This window comes from Paraburkholderia aromaticivorans, assembly GCF_012689525.1.
In the GTDB taxonomy this organism is placed as follows: domain Bacteria; phylum Pseudomonadota; class Gammaproteobacteria; order Burkholderiales; family Burkholderiaceae; genus Paraburkholderia; species Paraburkholderia aromaticivorans_A.
The window spans coordinates 2879184-2897135 of record NZ_CP051516.1 but is presented as its reverse complement, the minus strand read 5'-3'; the positions used below and the strand labels follow the sequence as shown (position 1 = coordinate 2897135).

General features: G+C 62.3%; 14 protein-coding genes, 5 tRNA genes and 1 pseudogene. 15 read left to right on the top strand and 5 right to left on the bottom strand.

What is annotated here, in order from left to right:
* Positions 1–9: 9 nt before the first annotated feature.
* Positions 10–1296, bottom strand: a complete 1287-nt coding sequence (locus HF916_RS41170; protein ID WP_168794418.1) for an MFS transporter — start codon at positions 1294–1296, stop codon at positions 10–12.
* Between the two features lie 757 nt (positions 1297–2053).
* Between HF916_RS41170 and HF916_RS41165 the strand changes: the two genes are divergently transcribed.
* Positions 2054–2401, top strand: a complete 348-nt coding sequence (locus HF916_RS41165) for a hypothetical protein (RefSeq protein WP_168794417.1) — start codon at positions 2054–2056, stop codon at positions 2399–2401.
* A gap of 45 nt (positions 2402–2446) precedes the next feature.
* Here HF916_RS41165 and HF916_RS41160 read toward each other — a convergent pair.
* Positions 2447–2643, bottom strand: a pseudogene (locus HF916_RS41160) (SDR family oxidoreductase); the annotation flags it as partial.
* 334 nt (positions 2644–2977) lie between these two features.
* Here HF916_RS41160 and HF916_RS41155 point away from each other — a divergent pair.
* From HF916_RS41155 to HF916_RS41135, 5 genes are all read left to right on the top strand, one after another.
* Positions 2978–4819 (top strand): extracellular solute-binding protein, encoded by a 1842-nt coding sequence (locus HF916_RS41155; RefSeq protein ID WP_240975863.1) that lies wholly within the window; start codon positions 2978–2980, stop codon positions 4817–4819.
* A gap of 61 nt (positions 4820–4880) precedes the next feature.
* Positions 4881–5918 carry a microcin C ABC transporter permease YejB gene (locus HF916_RS41150; RefSeq protein WP_168794415.1) on the top strand — a complete coding sequence of 346 codons (1038 nt, stop codon included), beginning with the start codon at positions 4881–4883 and terminating at the stop codon, positions 5916–5918.
* Positions 5918–7024 carry an ABC transporter permease gene (locus tag HF916_RS41145; protein WP_168794414.1) on the top strand — a complete coding sequence of 369 codons (1107 nt, stop codon included), beginning with the start codon at positions 5918–5920 and terminating at the stop codon, positions 7022–7024. The genes HF916_RS41150 and HF916_RS41145 overlap by 1 nt, the downstream gene beginning before the upstream one ends.
* A complete protein-coding gene (locus tag HF916_RS41140) occupies positions 7021–8655 on the top strand; it encodes an ABC transporter ATP-binding protein (protein WP_168794413.1) in 1635 nt (544 codons plus the stop codon). Before HF916_RS41145 ends, HF916_RS41140 begins: the two co-directional genes overlap by 4 nt.
* Before the next feature lie 137 nt (positions 8656–8792).
* Positions 8793–9458 carry a C40 family peptidase gene (locus HF916_RS41135; protein WP_168794412.1) on the top strand — a complete coding sequence of 222 codons (666 nt, stop codon included), beginning with the start codon at positions 8793–8795 and terminating at the stop codon, positions 9456–9458.
* Positions 9459–9565: 107 nt separating this feature from the next.
* On the opposite strand, the gene HF916_RS41130 is transcribed toward HF916_RS41135, so the two are convergent.
* Positions 9566–10516 carry a patatin-like phospholipase family protein gene (locus HF916_RS41130; protein ID WP_168794411.1) on the bottom strand — a complete coding sequence of 317 codons (951 nt, stop codon included), beginning with the start codon at positions 10514–10516 and terminating at the stop codon, positions 9566–9568.
* 406 nt (positions 10517–10922) lie between these two features.
* Between HF916_RS41130 and gltX the strand changes: the two genes are divergently transcribed.
* From gltX to HF916_RS41095, 7 genes are all read left to right on the top strand, one after another.
* Positions 10923–12332 carry a glutamate--tRNA ligase gene (gene gltX / locus HF916_RS41125; protein WP_168794410.1) on the top strand — a complete coding sequence of 470 codons (1410 nt, stop codon included), beginning with the start codon at positions 10923–10925 and terminating at the stop codon, positions 12330–12332.
* 122 nt (positions 12333–12454) lie between these two features.
* Positions 12455–12530 (top strand) — tRNA-Ala (locus HF916_RS41120).
* A 154-nt stretch (positions 12531–12684) separates the two neighbouring features.
* Positions 12685–12760, top strand: a tRNA-Glu gene (locus tag HF916_RS41115).
* Between the two features lie 97 nt (positions 12761–12857).
* Positions 12858–12934, top strand: a tRNA-Asp gene (locus tag HF916_RS41110).
* A 61-nt stretch (positions 12935–12995) separates the two neighbouring features.
* Positions 12996–13071 (top strand) — tRNA-Glu (locus HF916_RS41105).
* 97 nt (positions 13072–13168) lie between these two features.
* Positions 13169–13245 (top strand) — tRNA-Asp (locus HF916_RS41100).
* 142 nt (positions 13246–13387) lie between these two features.
* Complete coding sequence (locus HF916_RS41095; RefSeq protein WP_168794409.1) at positions 13388–13852, top strand: GNAT family N-acetyltransferase; 465 nt, start codon at positions 13388–13390, stop codon at positions 13850–13852.
* A 177-nt stretch (positions 13853–14029) separates the two neighbouring features.
* Here the strand turns inward: HF916_RS41095 and HF916_RS41090 are convergent, their stop codons facing one another.
* Positions 14030–14929 carry an AraC family transcriptional regulator gene (locus tag HF916_RS41090; protein ID WP_168794408.1) on the bottom strand — a complete coding sequence of 300 codons (900 nt, stop codon included), beginning with the start codon at positions 14927–14929 and terminating at the stop codon, positions 14030–14032.
* A gap of 178 nt (positions 14930–15107) precedes the next feature.
* On the opposite strand from HF916_RS41090, the gene rraA reads away from it, so the two are divergent.
* A complete protein-coding gene (gene rraA, locus HF916_RS41085) occupies positions 15108–15602 on the top strand; it encodes a ribonuclease E activity regulator RraA (protein WP_168794407.1) in 495 nt (164 codons plus the stop codon).
* Positions 15603–15684: 82 nt separating this feature from the next.
* Positions 15685–16086 (top strand): gamma-glutamylcyclotransferase family protein, encoded by a 402-nt coding sequence (locus tag HF916_RS41080; protein WP_168794406.1) that lies wholly within the window; start codon positions 15685–15687, stop codon positions 16084–16086.
* A 206-nt stretch (positions 16087–16292) separates the two neighbouring features.
* On the opposite strand, the gene aceB is transcribed toward HF916_RS41080, so the two are convergent.
* Positions 16293–17903 (bottom strand): malate synthase A, encoded by a 1611-nt coding sequence (gene aceB / locus HF916_RS41075; protein WP_168794405.1) that lies wholly within the window; start codon positions 17901–17903, stop codon positions 16293–16295.
* Between the last annotated feature and the right edge of the window lie 49 nt (positions 17904–17952).

Genomic DNA, 17952 nt, shown 5'->3' with positions numbered 1-17952 from the left:
CGAGTGAGGTCACGCAGCAGGGCTGGCGCTGCTATCGGTTTGATGCGGACGCGCGTCGCGGGTCACGCCGCGCATCAGGATGATCAGCAGCGTGGCGCCGATCAGATCGAAAGCGCCGAGTGCGCCGAAGAGCGGTGTGTAGCCGATCGAATCGGCCAGCGCACCCACCAGCAGCGAAAAGCCGAGGCCGCCGATCCACGCGGACATGCCCGCAAAACCGGCGACGGTGCCGACTTCGCTGGGATCGAACACGTCGGCGGCGAGCGTATTCACGAGCGCCGAGATCATCTGATGCGCGAAGCCGCCCACGCAGAAGAGCGCGATGGCCTGATACGGCGACGCGACGAGACCGATGCACGCGGGTCCGAGCATCATGAGCGCGCCGAGCACGACGCCCACGATGCGCGACCAGATCAGCGGCACACGCAGATGCTTCATCAGGAAGGGCGACAGATAGCCGCCGAACAACCCGCCCAGGTCGGCGGCGAGAAAGGGCAGCCACGCGAACATCGCGATCTGCTTCAGATCCATGTGGCGTTGCGTGGCGAGATACAGCGGAATCCAGAAGCTGAATGTCTGCCACGCCGGCTCAGCGAAAAAGCGCGCTTGCGCGATCGCCCAGAAGCGGCGCGTACGCAGGACCTCGCGAATGCTGCGCCGCTGCGGCGCGCCCGGCGTTTGGCCGCCGACGATCGTCTCGCGCTCCGCCTCGCTGATGCGGGCGTGCTCGGTCGGCGAGCGGTACAGCAAATACCACGCGGCGGCCCAGACGAAGCCGAGCGCGCCGGTCACGGCAAAGGCGCTTTGCCAGCCGTATCGCAACGACAGGAACACGACGAGTGGAGGCGCGAGCAGCGAACCGAGCGACGTGCCCGCGTTGAAGTAGCCCACCGCGACGGATTTCTCGCGATTGGGAAACCATTCGGCGACCACCTTCATGCCGGCCGGAATGGCGACGGCCTCGGTCAAGCCCATGAGCCCGCGCAAGGCCGCGAGCGAGAGCCAGCCGCTCGCGAACCCGTGCAGGACACCTGTCAGCGACCACAGGCAGGCGAACAGCGCAAAGCCGAGCCGCAAACCGATCAAATCGATGATCAGCCCGCAGATGGGCTGCATGATTGTGTAGCCGACCTGAAAGGCGCCCACCACATATGAGTATTGCTGCGTGCTCATGTGCAGCAGTTTCATCAACTCCGGCGCCATCACGCCGAGTGCGTTGCGCGACAGATAGTTGACGATCGTCCCGAGACACACGAGCGCGATGATCCACCAGCGCAAACCAATGATTGTTTTCAAAATCTGTCTCCGTACGCGAAGTGTTCGGTGGCCGGCCGTCGGGAAAGCGGTCATGCGCGAATTCGAACATTTATCTTCGTTTAGTGTCAGTCATCGTATCACTGGTGCGTTGGCGGAATATCAGGGAAAACCATTGTAATGGGTCGATTTGTTTAAGAATTAGCAAGGAAACATGGCCTTGAAGCGATTTGTGATCGACTTGATGTCGGACGACCGGTCACTTTGCGATTTTGGTATGGATGTTCTTACGAACATATAATGTTCGTTTTGCGCGTGCGACGCCAATGGCGGATGGCCGGGTGAGTCTGCTGTGGCGACGGCGTGCTCATGCCGTTAACTCGCCTTGCCGTATAAGCCGGATCGACCGGCGCCTCGAAGCGGGCCGCATTCGACCACCCCAAGCGGATCGGAGCGTTTCCGTGCTTGGGCAGGGCAGGGTATGAGGAAAGAATAATTCGATATCCTACGGATTTCGTCCGCGAAAAAAATGCGCGAATGCCATGCGTGCATGGCCGTGCATATTGCCGCCGGCCGAACCCCTTGCTGCATGAACGCTGCGAGTAGAGCCGCCTCGCATCGCGCCGTGCTCCGATTACAACGCCACCGCTTTTTCACCAAAACCATGTCCAATGTAACGAGACGTAACCGGGCGGCCATGCGCGCGATGTTATGCATCAGTTATTACAAAGTTGAAATACGCGGTACGGCGCCTTGCGCTATATTTCCGCCAACAACACATTCTTCCAAAGGGTGATCGATGAAGTCCGCTCGTCTTGTTCCACTTCTGATAGGGGTTTTCGCGTTGGGTGCGTCGGGCGCTGCAATGGCCGGCGGTCTCAATATCGGGGTCAACATCGGCATTCCCGCACCGGTCTACGTCGCGCCGGCACCGGTCTATGCACCGCCGCCTCCGCCGCCGCCGCCGGTCGTCTATCAACCGGCGCCCGTGTACTACGGCGGCCCGGCGATCGTGATCGGCTGGCACGGCGACCGCTACTGGGACGGCCGCCGCTACTGGGCGCGCAATGACTGGTATCGCCATCATCCCCCGGGCCGCTACGACTACGGCCACGACCACTACGACAATCATCGCGGCTGGCACTGAGCGAGCGTCCAGGCTGCGTTGATTTGAGCGCGAAGTCAAAGAGAAACCGCCCGAGAGGGCGGTTTTTCTATTGATGTTTGCAACTATCGAGACGGCCAGATAACGCACGCTCGCTTCGAGCGAAGCCTTGGCGAGACCTATCGTGTTGTTTAGTTCTGAATCGCGCGCTCGGCGCCGAGATAGCGCAGCGTAAGGAGCGACGCGTTCGGTGTGGACATGGATTGCGCGGCCTTGGCGAGTGCCGTTTGCAGGCTTGCGCGATGCCATACGCAATCGAACGGTTCGACAGCAAGCCGGTCAGCAGGTACGTTAGCCGGCAACGAAGCCCATGGAATCTCCTGACTGGATCGGAGCGTCGCGCAGAACAACGTCGCGCGCAACGGACGTGCGGATCGCGCGGGTTTATTGGGTAGAATTCTCTCACACTGCACGTGTCCACTGACCAACAAGGCCCCTATGACAACTGGCTCGCGACGGGTTCCAACGCCTCGTGCACTTCGGTGCAGCGTGATTCACAGACCCTCGCGTGGCGGCCTCGCGATTGCGCCGCGTTCATGGCGCTCCGCCTGCGTCGCGATGATGTGCGGCGTGCTGGCCGTGGCCGGTTTGCTGGTGGCGCCGCGGGCGCACGCGGTCTACGCGATCGCGCAATACGGCGCGCCGAAATATCCGGCCGATTTCAAGCACTTCGACTACGTCAACCCGGATGCGCCGAAGGGCGGCACGCTGGTGCTCGCCAATCCGAGCCGCCTCACCAGCTTCGACAAATTCAATCCGTTCACGCTGCGCGGCAATACGGCGCCCGGTGTGGACCTGATGTTCGAAAGCCTCACCGTCGGCAGCAGCGACGAAGTGGCGTCCGCCTACGGGCTGCTCGCCGACGACATCAGCATCGCGCCGGATGGTCTGTCGGTGACGTTCCACATCAATCCGCGCGCACGGTTTTCGAACGGCGATCCGGTCACCGCCGACGACGTCAAGTTCTCGCTCGACACGCTGAAAAGCCCGCAGGCCGCGCCGCAATTCGCATCGATCTTCGGCGAGATCACGCGCGCGGTGGTGGTCGATCCGCAGACGATCCGCTTCGAGTTTCACCAGCGCAATCGCGAGTTGCCGTTGCTCGCGGGCGGCATACCGGTGTTCTCGCGCAAGTGGGGGATGAAGCCGGACGGCAGCCGGATTCCGTTCGACCAGCTCGCGTTTGAAAAGCCGATCAGCAGCGGGCCTTATCTGATCGAGCAATACGACAACGGCCGCACGATCACCTACCGGCGCGACCCGAATTACTGGGGCGCGGCGCTGCCGGTGCGCGTCGGCATGAATAACTTCGATCGCATCGTCTACAAGCTGTATTCGGATAGCACGGCGCGGCTGGAGGCGTTCAAGGCTGGCGAGTACGACGCGCTAGTCGAATACGTCGCGCGCAATTGGGTGCGGCGTGACGTCGGCAAGAAATTCGATAGCGGCGAGTTGATCAAGCAGGTATTTCCGCAACATAACGGCACCGGCATGCAGGGCTTCATGCTGAACACGCGGCGGCCGCTGTTTCAGGACGTGCGCGTGCGCAAGGCACTCGATCTCGCGCTCGACTTTCAATGGCTCAATCGACAGTTATTCTTCAATCAGTACACACGTATCGACAGTTTCTTCGCCAACACCGATTTGCAGGCGAAGGGTCTTCCTTCGCCAGGTGAGCTGGCCTTGCTCGAACCGTGGCGCGCGAAGCTCGACCCGGCGGTGTTCGGGCCGCCGCCAAAGCAGCCGGACACCGATCCGCCCGGCTCGCTGCGCGCCAATCTGCTGGAGGCGCGCGCGCTGTTGCAGCAGGCCGGCTGGACCTACCGCGACGGCGCATTGCGCAACGCCAAGGGCGAGCCGTTCCGCTTCGAGATTCTCGACGACTCCGGTTCGTCAGCGCAGATGGAGCCGATCGTCGCGACCTTCATCCGCAATCTTCAGAAGCTGGGCATCGAGGCCACGTTCCGCGTGTCGGATTTTGCCGTCTATCAGAAGCGTCTGGATGCATTTGATTTCGACACCACCACGATTCGCATGCCGGACGTGCAGGTGCCCGGCTCCGAGCAGATCGAACGATTCGGCAGCAAGGCTGCCGATACACAGGGTTCCGATAACATGATCGGGCTGAAGTCGCCCGTAGTGGATGCGATCCTGAATGCGCTCGTGCATGCGCAAACACGCGAGCAACTGGTCGACGCCACGCATGCGCTCGACCGTGTGCTGATGCATGGCTACTATGTCGTGCCGCATTGGTATAGCGCGACGCATCGGGTGGCGTTCAAGCGCGGCCTTGCGTGGCCCAAAACGCTGCCCCTGTACTATTCAGCGGAAGGCTGGATCACGTCGATGTGGTGGTTCGCGCAACCTCAATCGCAATCACAGCCGCAAGCGCGGCCATAAGCACGGCCTGAGCCGCGCTAACCCGTCATTCATTCACCGCCTTCGCACCGGAAACGTCGCCATGTGGAGCTACATCCTCAAACGCCTGCTGCTGATGATCCCGACCTTGCTCGGCGTGCTGACGCTGACCTTCGTCGTGATCCAGTTCGTTCCCGGTGGCCCGGTCGAGCAGATGCAGCACGAGTTGCGTAAAGGCGCCGAGAACGGCGCGCCGTTCGGTCTGCGCGCGCATAACGGCGTCGACGCGCAGCAGATCGCGCAACTCAAAGCGCTATACGGTTTCGACAAGCCGCCGCTCGAACGCTACGTGCTGATGCTCAAGCGCTTTTCGACTTTCGATCTCGGCCAGAGCTATTTCCGCCATCAAAGCGTGTGGTCGCTGATCGTCTCCAAGCTGCCGGTGTCGATCAGCATCGGCTTATGGACGTTCTTTCTGACGTATCTGATATCGGTGCCGCTCGGCATTGCGAAGGCGGTGCGCAACGGCTCGCGCTTCGATGTCGCAACGAGCCTCGTGGTGCTGTTTGGCTACGCGATTCCGGGCTTCGTGCTGGGCGTCCTGCTGCTCGTGTTGTTCGGCGGCGGCACGTTTCTGCAACTGTTCCCGCTGCGCAATCTCACTTCGGACAACTGGGCGCAACTGAGCGTCGTCGGCAAGATTCTCGACTATCTGTGGCATATCGCGTTGCCGATCACGGCATCGGTGGTGGGCAGTTTCGCGGTCGTCACCATGCTGACGAAAAACGCTTTTCTCGACGAGATCCGTAAGCAATACGTGCTCACCGCGCGCGCCAAAGGATTGTCCGAAAAGCGCGTGCTGTGGAAGCACGTGTTCCGCAATGCGCTGTTGCCGCTGATCGTCGGTTTTCCGGGGGCGTTTATCGGCGCGTTCTTTACCGGCAGTCTGCTGATCGAAACGCTGTTTTCGCTCGACGGCCTCGGGCTGCTGTCATACGAATCGGTGGTGCGGCGCGACTATCCGGTCGTGCTCGGCACGCTGTATCTGTTCACGCTGATCGGGCTCGCAACGAAGCTGATCTCCGATCTTTGCTATGTGTGGGTCGATCCCCGCATCCAATTCGAACAACTGGAGCGCTGATGAATCGAGCCCGTCTTTCCGCCGATGCGTCGGCGCGCACCGAACCGGCGCGCGCGTTCGTCTCGCCTTCGCCCGCACGGCGCGTGTGGCAGCGCTTTCGCCAGCAACGTCTCGGCTACTGGAGCCTGATCGTGTTCGTCGTGGCATTCGCCGCGAGTCTGGCCGGCCCGCTGTGGTCGAACGACAAGCCGCTCGTGGTGCGCTACGACGGCAGCCTGTATTTCCCGATGTTCAAGAGTTACGCCGAGACCACCTTCGGCGGCGATTTCCCGACGCCGGCCGATTATCTCGATCCGTATATCAAGCATCGTTTCGATGCGCCAGGCAATTTCGCCGTGTATCCGCCGAATCGCTATTACTACGACACGCTGAATTACTTCTCGAAAGCGCCGAACCCGGCGCCGCCATCGCGCGACAACTGGCTCGGCACCGACGACCGCGGCCGCGACCTGCTCGCGCGTCTGCTCTATGGCTTCCGGGTCTCGGTGGAATTCGGGCTGGTGCTGACGCTGATCGGCACGATACTCGGCATCGCGGCGGGTGCCGTGCAGGGTTATTTCGGAGGACGTACCGATATCATCGGGCAGCGCCTGATCGAAATCTGGAGCGCCATGCCGGAGCTTTACCTGCTGATCATCTTTTCGTCGATCTTCGAGCCGGGCTTCATTCTGCTGATCGTGCTGCTTTCGCTGTTCGGGTGGATCGGCCTGTCCGATTACGTACGCGCGGAATTTCTGCGCAATCGCCACCAGGACTATGTACGCGCGGCGCGAGCGATGGGGTTGTCGAACTGGCAGATCATGTGGCGGCATGTGCTGCCCAACAGCCTGACGCCGGTGATCACGTTCCTGCCGTTTCGCATGAGCGGCGCCATTCTCGCGCTGACGAGCCTCGACTTTCTCGGCCTGGGCGTGCCGTCGCCGACGCCGAGTCTTGGCGAACTGCTCGCGCAAGGCAAGGCGAATCTCGACGCGTGGTGGATTTCACTGTCAACCTTCGGCGTACTGGTGGCGATGCTGTTGCTGCTGACCTTCATGGGCGACGCGCTGCGCAACGCGCTCGACACCCGCATCTCCGATGCCATGCGCGCCGGAGGCAATCAATGAGCGCGAACTTGCAAAGCACCGCGTCACAAACCACGACACTGCCGCTGCTCGAACTGGACCATCTGCATGTGCGTTTCGGCGACACCGTCGCGGTGAGCGACGTCACGCTCGCGATCCAGCGCGGCGAGCGGGTGGCGCTGGTCGGCGAATCGGGTTCGGGCAAGAGCGTGACCGCGCTGTCGATCCTGCGTCTGTTGAGCGACGCGCAGGTGAGCGGCTCGATCCGTTTCGACGGCGAGGACCTGCTCGGCAAAACCGAGCGCGAGATGCGCGGCTTGCGCGGCTCGGACATCGCGATGATCTTTCAGGAGCCGATGACCGCGCTCAATCCGCTCTACACGGTCGGGGACCAGATCGCGGAAACTATCGTCGTGCATGACGGCGTGACGGCCAACGAGGCGCGCAAGCGCGCCGTGGCGCTGCTGGGACGCACTGGCATCGCTGAACCGGGCAAGCGCGTGAACAGCTATCCGCATCAGTTGTCGGGCGGCCAGCGTCAGCGCGCGATGATCGCGATGGCGCTGGCGTGCCGTCCGCGTCTCCTGCTGGCCGACGAGCCGACCACGGCGCTCGACGTGACGATCCGCGCGCAGATCGTCGACCTGCTGCTGGAGTTGCAGCGCGACGAAGCGGAAAAGCGCGGCATGGCCGTGCTGCTGATCACGCACGATCTGAACCTGGTGCGCCACTTCGCGCAACGCATCGCGGTGATGGAGAAGGGCGTCCTCGTGGAGAGCGGGCCGGTCGAGCAGGTGTTCGAGTCGCCGCAGCATCCTTACACGCAACGTCTGCTGGCAAGCCGCCCGGAACGCACGGTGGTGCCGGTGCTGCCGATTTCGCCGGTGCTGCTCGAAGCGCGCGAGATTTCGGTCGACTTCAAAACGAAGCTGCCGGGGTTCAGCGGCTGGTTTCGCTCGGGGCGGTTTCGCGCCGTCGCGGATGCGAACGTCTCTGTGCGCCAGGGCGAGACGCTCGGGATTGTCGGCGAGTCGGGTTCGGGCAAATCGACGCTGGCGATGGCCTTGCTCGGTCTCCAACGCACCGTGCACGGCGAGATCGAGTTTCAGGGCAGGGCGCTCGGCAGCTACCGCGGCGCCGAACAGACCGCGCTGCGCTCGAACATGCAGGTGGTCTTCCAGGATCCGTTCAGTTCGCTTTCGCCGCGTCAGACCGTCGAGCGGATCGTCGGCGAAGGGCTCGCGCTGCACCGGCCGACCATGACGCCGCAGGCGCGGCGCGACAAGGTGATCTCGGTGTTGCGCGAAGTCGGCCTCGACCGCACGGTGCTGCAACGCTATCCGCACGAATTCTCCGGCGGGCAGCGTCAGCGGATCGCGATTGCGCGCGCGCTGGTGCTCGAACCACGCATTCTGATCCTCGACGAACCGACTTCCGCGCTCGATGTTTCCATTCAACAGCAGGTGCTGAAACTGCTCGCCGGGTTGCAACAGAAGTACAACCTTGGCTTCATTTTTATTAGCCACGACTTAGCGGTAATCGGGGCAATGGCGCATCGTGTCGCGGTCATGCAAAACGGTTCGATCGTCGAAAGTGGCGAGGTTGAGGAGATTTTTGCGACACCCGCCCACCCGTACACTCGAAAGCTGCTGAAAGCCGCGCTAGATCATTGATTTTGCGTTTTTTCACCAATTGGGTGCGCGTCTCGATTGTTTTTTTCTATTTGTTTTGACATGTGAATACTTACTGGCTAGTATCGACCCAACTTTTTTCCGTAGACCCCTGATTTTTAGGCAAAAAATACCGACCAATGCAGCACAGAAACCTAACCCAGGCTTGCACGCGCGTCGTCGCCGGGATGTTCATTGGCGTCTTGATGGCAGCAGCTCCCGGCGCGTTCGCCGACGAAGTAAGCAGTTTCAATCAGAATGCCTCATATTCGACCCTCAGCGGGTCGAATTCTTTGTCCGCTCCCACTTCGCAAGCAGCCGCTCCGGATAGCGGCAGCGGCGCCAAATCGTTCCTTTCCGGCATGGCCGGCAAAGCGGGCGACGTGGTCGTCGGCGCGCTGAACATGATCGGCGTGCGCTACCGCTGGGGTGGCAACACCCCGGATTCGGGGCTCGATTGCAGCGGCTTCGTGCGCTACGTGTTCCAGGACACGCTCGGTATGGCGCTGCCGCGCCGCGCCGAGGAAATGAGCCGTGTCGGCGAAAAGGTTCGCGTGAGCGACCTGAAGCCGGGCGATCTGGTGTTCTTCAACACCATGCGCCGCACGTTCTCGCACGTCGGCATCTATATCGGCGACAACAAGTTCGTGCATTCGCCCTCCACGGGCAGCACGATCCGTGTCGACGACATGGATGACGGCTACTGGGAAAAGCGCTTCACCGGCGCGCGTCGGATTGAGGCGTCGTATCAGGACGGCCAGGATCTGCGCAAGCGCGTGAACGCGGCAATCGGCGGCGATCAGTAAGCGATTGCATCGGCGGTTCCCGGCATGAAAAAGCCTGCCTCGAACGAAGCAGGCTTTTTTGCGTTTGAGCGGCAGACGAGGCCGCTCCAAGGACTGCTCAGGTCCCTTTACGCCGCGGCCCGGCTCGCCGCCGCCAGCTTGCGTTGCAATTCCGGCATCATCTTCGCGACCGCTTCCTCGCCGGCCAGAATCGCCGCGTTGCGCTGCGAGAAATCACTGCCGCTCATGGCGGCCAGATTCGGGCGGATCACGACGTCGGCGTATTTGTCGAGTTCATAGGCCTTGATCGTCTGGCCCATGATCGTGAAGGTCTGCATCAGCACGTCGAACGAGCTGGCCGTCAGGCCGCTTTCCGGGCGCTGCGAGATATCCACGGCGATCACGAAATCCGCGCCCATCTTGCGCGCGAACGACGCCGGCACTGGACTCACCAGGCCGCCGTCCACGTACTCATGGCCGCCGATCTTCACCGGTTCGAAAATCGACGGCACGCTGCACGACGCACGCACAGCAATGCCGGTATTGCCGCGCTGGAACAGGATCGGCTGGCCGGTTCTGAGGTCGGTGGCGACCACGCCGAGCGGCTTGGCCATTTTCTCGATCGGACGGTTGTTGAGCGTCGTGTTCAGGTAGTTCTGCAGCGCGACGCCTTGCAGAAAGCCGCGCGTGCGAAACGGCATGGCCCAGTCGCTGATCGACGCTTCGTCCATGGTCAGGGCGAGCTTGTTCAACGCGAAGCCGTTCATGCCCGACGCGTACAGCGCACCCACCACCGAACCGGCGCTGGTGCCCGCCACCAGATCGATCTGGATATTGCGCGCCTCGAGTCCCTTGATCACGCCGATGTGCGCGAAGCCGCGCGCCGCGCCGCCGCCCAGTGCGAGCGCGACGCGCAACGGCCGCTGCGGCTTGTCGAGCGGCGGCGTGTTGACAGCGGGCGTGGCGGCGACGGGCGTGCTGTCGGTTTTGCTGCCGGTCGTGGTGCAGGCGGCCAGCACCGCGGAGGCGGCGGCCAGTGAAAAGTTGCGGCGGGCGAGGCTAGGCGATGAGGGCTTCAACGAGTTCTCCAGCAACGGCGCGAGCAACGCAGTCGGCGTCACCGGTGGCCGCGATCAGGCGGATAGTCAGACGGACGGCATCGCCGGCGGCGATTCCATGCGCTGTGGAGCTATCTCCGGCCGCAGCGCGCGCACATCATAAAGCAAAGCTCCGCGCGCGCGGCGGCGCGGTAATGAAACGTTGCAGAGGAAGTCCTCGGGCGCTGTGCAGCGCGGCATGCACGCCGCACCCGGCCGTTCGGACGAGGGCAGATAAGACGCCTCTCGAAGGTATAATTCGCCTCTCGCATTTATTTCCTTCGTGCCCATGCATGGCGCTGTTTTGCCGAATGGGCGCGCTCCGCTGCCGCGCTTCGCGGGCGATGTCTGCCCCGAGCGCCGGCGCCTGTCTTCCGAGTAACCGCTAATGACCACCTCCGTTCGTACCCGTTTCGCACCGAGTCCCACCGGCTTCATCCACCTCGGCAACATTCGCTCCGCGCTTTATCCGTGGGCGTTCGCGCGCAAGATGAAAGGGACCTTCGTGCTGCGGATCGAGGACACCGACGTCGAGCGCTCCACCAGCGAATCCGTCGACGCCATTCTCGAAGGCATGGCGTGGCTGGACCTCGACTTCGACGAAGGTCCGTTCTACCAGATGCAGCGCATGGACCGTTACGGCGAAGTGCTCAAGGAGATGCAGGACGCGGGGCTGGTGTACCCGTGCTACATGTCGACGGAAGAACTCGACGCGCTGCGCGAGCGTCAGCGCGAAGCCGGCGAAAAGCCGCGCTATGACGGCACGTGGCGTCCGGAACCGGGCAAGGTTTTGCCGGAGCCGCCGGCGGGCGTGCAGCCGGTGCTGCGCTTCCGTAATCCGCTCACCGGCGTGGTGGCGTGGGACGACGCCGTGAAAGGCCGCATCGAAATCTCGAACGAAGAGCTCGACGATCTCGTCATCGCGCGTCCGGACGGCACGCCGACCTATAACTTCTGCGTGGTGGTCGACGATCTGGACATGCGCATCACGCACGTGATTCGCGGCGACGATCACGTCAACAACACGCCGCGGCAGATCAACATTCTGCGCGCGCTCGGCGGCGAGCCGCCGGTCTACGCGCACTTGCCGACCGTGCTGAACGAGCAGGGTGAGAAGATGAGCAAGCGCCACGGCGCGATGAGCGTGATGGGTTATCGCGACGCCGGTTTCCTGCCGGAAGCAGTGGTCAACTATCTGGCGCGCCTCGGTTGGTCGCATGGCGACGCGGAAATCTTCTCGCGCGAACAGTTCGTCGAGTGGTTCGATCTGGAGCATCTGGGCAAGTCCCCGGCTCAGTACGACCACGACAAGCTGGCTTGGCTGAACGCGCACTACATCAAGGAAGCGGATAACGAGCGTCTCGCCGGGCTGGCCAAGCCGTTCTTCGCCGAGCTGGGCGTCGACGAAGCCGCACTCGCCCAAGGTGCGGATCTGGTTGCGGTGGTTGGCTTGCTGAAGGACCGCGCGTCGACGGTGAAGGAGATTGCCGAGAACGCCGCGATGTTCTATCGCACGCCGGCGCCTGATGCCGAGTCCATCGCGCAGCACGTGACCGACGTGGTGCGCCCGGCGCTCGCCGATCTGGCCGCCGCGCTCAAGACCGTGGAGTGGACCAAGGAAGCAATCGCCGCCGCTTTGAAGGCGACGCTCGGCGCGCACAAGCTGAAGATGCCGCAACTGGCCATGCCGGTGCGTCTGCTGGTTGCGGGCACCACCCATACGCCGTCAATCGACAGCGTGCTGATGCTGTTCGGGCGTGATGTCGTCGTGGGCCGTATCGAAAAAGCGCTGGTCTGAGCGCGTTCGCGCGTGCCTTGAGCGGGTTTGCATACGGCTTCTGAAAAAAGTCGCATGCAATTGCTCAAAGGGTATTTACAAAGCGCAAATTGGCCTCTAGAATCTCGTTTCTGTTCTGCAAGGGGGGTATAGCTCAGCTGGGAGAGCGCTTGCATGGCATGCAAGAGGTCAGCGGTTCGATCCCGCTTACCTCCACCATCAGAGCAGAGTGAAGTTGTTCCGAAGTCTGGAACCTGTAGCAAAAAAGACTTCACAAACAGTTGTAACGTAGTTAGAATATCGGTCTTTGCTGCTGGCAAACAGAAGTTAGCGTGAGATAGCGGCAAGATAAAGACAAATCTGAAAAGATTATGTCCCCTTCGTCTAGAGGCCTAGGACATCACCCTTTCACGGTGAGTACAGGGGTTCGAATCCCCTAGGGGACGCCAAACATCAGCGTCGGTTTAGTGTTCGATTTATTCGAGTAGTAAGCAGCGCAGCTTGCAGAGAGAAAACCAACGCTCGCAAGTCATTGATAGGCAAACTGGAGCGGTAGTTCAGTTGGTTAGAATACCGGCCTGTCACGCCGGGGGTCGCGGGTTCGAGTCCCGTCCGCTCCGCCAGACAAAGCCCGTTCATACGAACTTGAACGGGCTTTTTCATTAAAGGTGTAAGCAGTACGTTGTCCCCTTCGTCTAGAGGCCTAGGACATCACCCTTTCACGGTGAGTACAGGGGTTCGAATCCCCTAGGGGACGCCAAACATCAGCGTCGGTTTAGTGTTCGATTTATTCGAGTAGTAAGCAGCGCAGCTTGCAGAGAGAAAACCAACGCTCGCAAGTCATTGATAGGCAAACTGGAGCGGTAGTTCAGTTGGTTAGAATACCGGCCTGTCACGCCGGGGGTCGCGGGTTCGAGTCCCGTCCGCTCCGCCAGATTTGACAAAGCCCACTTCGAAAGAAGTGGGCTTTTTTTATTCCGCTGTCCAGCGCGCCTGGGTATGCTGGGGACAAACAGCCATTGCCAGCGCGCGCGGCCTGTTTTACCGTTGACCCGACTCTTCCTTGTCGCCCCGCCATGTTCGATCCCACCGAAGCTCCGTTACCGTTTCATCTGCGCAAAGCCAGCATGGACGATTTCGAGTTCGCCGAGGCGCTGACTCGCAACAACATGGGCGGTTACTACCGTCGCCATCATCTCGTCTGGCGTGGCGATCTGTTTCTCGGTAGCTGGCGCGAGTCGGAGAATTTCATTCTCGAAATGGACAGCACGCCGATCGGCGTGTTGCGCATCACGCAAGAGGGCGATTCGCTGCATATCCGCGACGTGCAGATTGCCGAAGGCCATCGCCGGCTCGGCGCCGGCACGTATCTGCTCGATGTCTCGCATCAGTGGGCGCGCGAGCGCGGTCTGCGCGAGTTGCAATTGCGTGTGTTCGTCGACAACCCTGCGGCTCGGCTCTATCAGCGCAAAGGCTACAAGCTGGCCGGTCCGCGTCTTGCTCAGCTCGGTGCGATCAGGCATCTGGCGCGACGGGTTTGAGGCGTGGGGTTTGACACGCGAGGTCTGCGGCGCACGTGTTTGGCACGCTGGCTTTGAAGCGTCGGGCTTGACCGGCGGGGCCTGAGGCGCCAGTGATTGACCCGCAGTGTTTGAGGCGCCGAATTAGGCGCGCCGCGTCTGAAGCGCGCGTTTGACGCCGCGGTTTTACACGCTCACTCAACGCCCGGCATCGCTCTCTGCATCCGCGCGATCTCGCGCCGTCTCGTCGTCCAGTTCCGTATCGACGTGCTCCCCATGTCCCGCCCGATGTTCCGAGCCGCGCTCGATAAACGCGCGCGGACTTTCGCCGAACGCGCGGCGGAACATCGCGGAAAACGCGCTCTGACTCTGATAGCCCAGTTCCAATGCGACATGCGAAAGCGGCCGTCCCTGGCTCAATAGCGGAATCGCGCGCGCCAGAATCGCCTGCTGGCGCCATTGCGAGAAACTCACGCCCAATTCCTGACGAAACAGCCGCGCAATGGTGCGCGTGCTCGCGCCCACGCTGGACGCCCATTGTTCGAGCGACTCGCCATGCGTCGGGTCCGCAATCACCGCTTCGCACAGCGCGCGCAGACGCTTTTCGTTAGGCATCGGCACGGAGAGCGGCAGCGGTTCTGAGCGAGTCAGTTCGTCGAGCGCGAGGGCGCCCAGCAACTGCTCACGCGTGGCCGAGATACCCGGCGTGTCGAGCGCGGCAATCACTTCGCGCAGCAGATCCGAGACTTCGACCACGCGTGGCGTATCGAGGCCGGCCGGCACGGTGCTTTCGATGATGTAGAGCGTGCGCAGGAACGCGTCTTCGACGGCGACCACTTCGTGCGTCACGTGCGGCGGTACCCAGATTGCCCGCGAGGGCGGCACCATCCACGTCGTGCCGGTCGTCGCGACCCGCAGCACGCCGCGCGACGCATAGGCCACCTGTGCCCATGCATGCGTGTGACGCGCGATGCGCCAGCCCGAGGGCATCTGCCGCGAGCGCACACGGATCGGATGCGTTTCGTTCGGCTGGAACTCGGGCGGGATATCGGCGAAGCGTACGAGGCTCGACAGGTTTGAGTCGGCGGACGAAGTCATGGTGAAGATCGATCCCGATAACGGAACGCCGGCAACGCGGGCTCCCCAAAGTACGCCGAAAGCGCCGCAAGGCAAAACCCCGTGCGGGCGGGCAAACCGCCGCGGGCTTCTCATTGTAGGTGTTGCAAGGGACGGGGCGTTGCATAATGTCCAGACTACCGGACCCGAGGAGAACGCCATGAGCTTTGCTACCGCGGACTTGTGCGACGCGCACGAGGATCAATTGGCGCTCGGCACGTTGCGCGTGCTCGAGCCGGTCTTCCACCTGTTCAGCCGGGCCGAGTGTTTCAGCGGTGAAGCGGTGACGCTGAAGGTCTTCGAGGACAACGCGCTCGTGCGGGCCACGCTCGAGGAGAAGGGCGCGGGCCGTGTGCTGGTGATCGACGGCGGCGGCAGCCTGCGTTGCGCGCTGGTCGGCGGCAACCTCGCGCAGATCGCGGAACAGAACGGCTGGGCGGGCATCGTCCTGAACGGCTGCGTGCGCGATGCGCTCGAACTCAACGAGGTGAACGTCGGCGTTGCGGCTTTGACGACCTCACCACGGCGCGGCCAGAAGCTCGGCACTGGTGAACGCGGCGTGGCGGTGCAATTGCCCGGCGCGCTGGTGCGTCCCGGCGAATGGATCTACGCGGATATCGACGGCGTGCTCGTGGCGAGCGCGGCGCTGAACTGAACTGAACCGCAGCCGCATTTAAGCTCGAACAGAGCCAGAAACAGAAGCCACCCAAACCCTAATTCAAGGAGAGCAAACGACGATGCAGACCGTCTATGTATACGGCACATTGCGCGCCGGTGAGGTGAACGACATCCGCCATGCCGCGGCGCGTAACGAGATCGCCGCGCCCAATCTGCTCGGCACGGCCACAGTCCGTGGCCATCTATTCGACTTCGGCTCGTATCCGGGCCTCGTGGTCGACGAAGCCGGCGTCGACGTGATCGGCGACGTCTACGAGATCGACGACGAACTGGTCGCCGTGCTCGACGAAATCGAGGCGGTCTATCCGGGCGTCGAGGATCGTTTCCTCGCGCGCGAAGTGATCGTGAAGGTCGACGGCAATGTCGTGAACTGCCGCTTTTATCCGGTTGCGCCGAATCTGGTGAAGGGCTTGCCCGAAATCAAATCGGGCGACTGGATCGAGTACCGCAGCACGCGCTGACCAAAACGCGTGACAGGTACATAAAAAAACGGCCCGGCAAGCATACGCCTGTCGGGCCGTCCGGTCGGTCAGCCTTGCGACTCAAGCTGCTTTCGCGCCGGGTGTGTCATGCGAAAGCGGGCTTGTTACTGCGTCGTCCGTAACCCATGCATCGGAGTGCGTCTGAATGAACGCGCCCGATGCATCCACGAGGCCTGACGCCAGCCTCAAATTTCCTCGTACAGCGGCAGCGTGAGGAAGTCGGTGAACTGCTCCGACGTCGACATCTCTTCGAAGATCTGCGCGGCGCGCTCATACGGCTTCGTATCGCCGCCCACGGCCTGCTTGACCTTCTCGAGTTCCTGCGCCGACAACTCGCGCACCAGTTCGGCCGTCACCTTGCGGCCGTCGTCGAGCTTGCCCTTCGGCGAGCGAATCCATTGCCATACCTGCGAGCGCGAGATTTCCGCGGTGGCCGCGTCTTCCATCAGGTTATGAATCGGCACGCAGCCATTGCCGGCGAGCCACGCGCCCAGGTAATGAATGCCGACGTTGATGTTGTTGCGCAGACCGCCTTCGGTGATCGGCGCTTCCGGACGGAAGTCCGTCAGGTCGGTGGCCGTGACGAGCACGTCGTCGCGTTGCTTGCCGATCTGGTTCGGCTTGTCGCCGAGCACCTTGACGAACTCTTCCATCGCGATCGGCACGAGGCCCGGATGCGCGACCCAGCCGCCGTCGTAGCCGTCGCCGGCATCGCGCGCCTTGTCCGAGCGCACGCCGCCCATTGCCTTTTCGTTGGCGGCCGGATCGTTCTTGATCGGAATCAGCGCACTCATGCCGCCGATCGCCGGCGCATTGCGGCGATGGCACGTCTTTAGCAACAGCAGCGCGTAGGCGCGCATGAACGGCGACGTCATCGTGATCTGCGAGCGGTCGGCCAGACAGAAGTCGCGGTTGGCCTTGAACTTCTTGATCGCCGAGAAGATGTAGTCCCAGCGGCCGGCGTTCAGGCCCGAGCTGTGTTCGCGCAGCTCGTACAGGATCTCGTCCATTTCGAAGGCGGCGACGATCGTTTCGATCAGCACCGTCGCGCGAATCGTGCCGCGCGGCACGTCGACGGCTTCCTGCGCGGCGACGAAGATGTCGTTCCACAGACGCGCTTCGAGATGGCTTTCCATCTTCGGCAGATAGAAGTACGGGCCCGAGCCGCGCGCGACCAGTTCCTTCGCGTTGTGCACCATGAAGAGCGCGAAGTCGAAGATGCCGCCCGACACGCGCTTGCCGTCCACCTTCACGTGCTTCTCGTCCAGATGCCAGCCGCGCGGACGCACGATCAGCGTGGCGACCTTGTCGTTCAGCGTGTACGACTTGCCGTTCTGCTCCAGCGAAATCGTGCGGCGCACCGCGTCCTTCAGATTGATATGGCCGGTGATCTGGTTGTCCCAGCTCGGCGCGTTCGAATCTTCGAAGTCGGTCATGTACGAGTCCGCGCCGGAATTCAGCGCGTTGATGATCATCTTGCGCTCGACCGGACCGGTGATTTCCACGCGGCGGCATTGCAGGTCCTGCGGCAGCGGGGCGATGGTCCAGTCGCCTTCACGCACGCTTTTCGTTTCGGCGAGGAAGTCGGGGCGCTCGCCGGCGTCCAGACGCTTCGTGCGCTCCGCGCGCGCCTGCAACAACTGCTGGCGGCGCGGCTCGAACGTGCGATGCAGCGCGGCGACGAGTTCGAGCGCTTCGCGCGTGAGAATCGCGTCATAGCCCGGCTTGATCTCAGCCGTGATGTCCATGCCCTGCGGCAGTTGCGATGATGAATGCGATGACTGCGGGTTCGCCATGTTTTCTCCTTGGTCGGTCAGATTGCAAAGATGCAAATGTTGAAATGCG

Excerpts from the sequence above, each read along its gene's own strand:
- HF916_RS41165 (WP_168794417.1), top strand. The coding sequence starts at position 2,054 with ATGAAGTCCGCTCGTCTTGTTCCACTTCTGATAGGGGTTTTCGCGTTG.
- HF916_RS41155 (WP_240975863.1), top strand. The coding sequence starts at position 2,978 with ATGATGTGCGGCGTGCTGGCCGTGGCCGGTTTGCTGGTGGCGCCGCGG.
- HF916_RS41150 (WP_168794415.1), top strand. The coding sequence starts at position 4,881 with ATGTGGAGCTACATCCTCAAACGCCTGCTGCTGATGATCCCGACCTTG.
- HF916_RS41145 (WP_168794414.1), top strand. The coding sequence starts at position 5,918 with ATGAATCGAGCCCGTCTTTCCGCCGATGCGTCGGCGCGCACCGAACCG.
- HF916_RS41140 (WP_168794413.1), top strand. The coding sequence starts at position 7,021 with ATGAGCGCGAACTTGCAAAGCACCGCGTCACAAACCACGACACTGCCG.
- HF916_RS41135 (WP_168794412.1), top strand. The coding sequence starts at position 8,793 with ATGCAGCACAGAAACCTAACCCAGGCTTGCACGCGCGTCGTCGCCGGG.
- gltX (WP_168794410.1), top strand. The coding sequence starts at position 10,923 with ATGACCACCTCCGTTCGTACCCGTTTCGCACCGAGTCCCACCGGCTTC.
- HF916_RS41095 (WP_168794409.1), top strand. The coding sequence starts at position 13,388 with ATGTTCGATCCCACCGAAGCTCCGTTACCGTTTCATCTGCGCAAAGCC.
- HF916_RS41090 (WP_168794408.1), bottom strand. The coding sequence starts at position 14,929 with ATGACTTCGTCCGCCGACTCAAACCTGTCGAGCCTCGTACGCTTCGCC.
- rraA (WP_168794407.1), top strand. The coding sequence starts at position 15,108 with ATGAGCTTTGCTACCGCGGACTTGTGCGACGCGCACGAGGATCAATTG.
- HF916_RS41080 (WP_168794406.1), top strand. The coding sequence starts at position 15,685 with ATGCAGACCGTCTATGTATACGGCACATTGCGCGCCGGTGAGGTGAAC.
- aceB (WP_168794405.1), bottom strand. The coding sequence starts at position 17,903 with ATGGCGAACCCGCAGTCATCGCATTCATCATCGCAACTGCCGCAGGGC.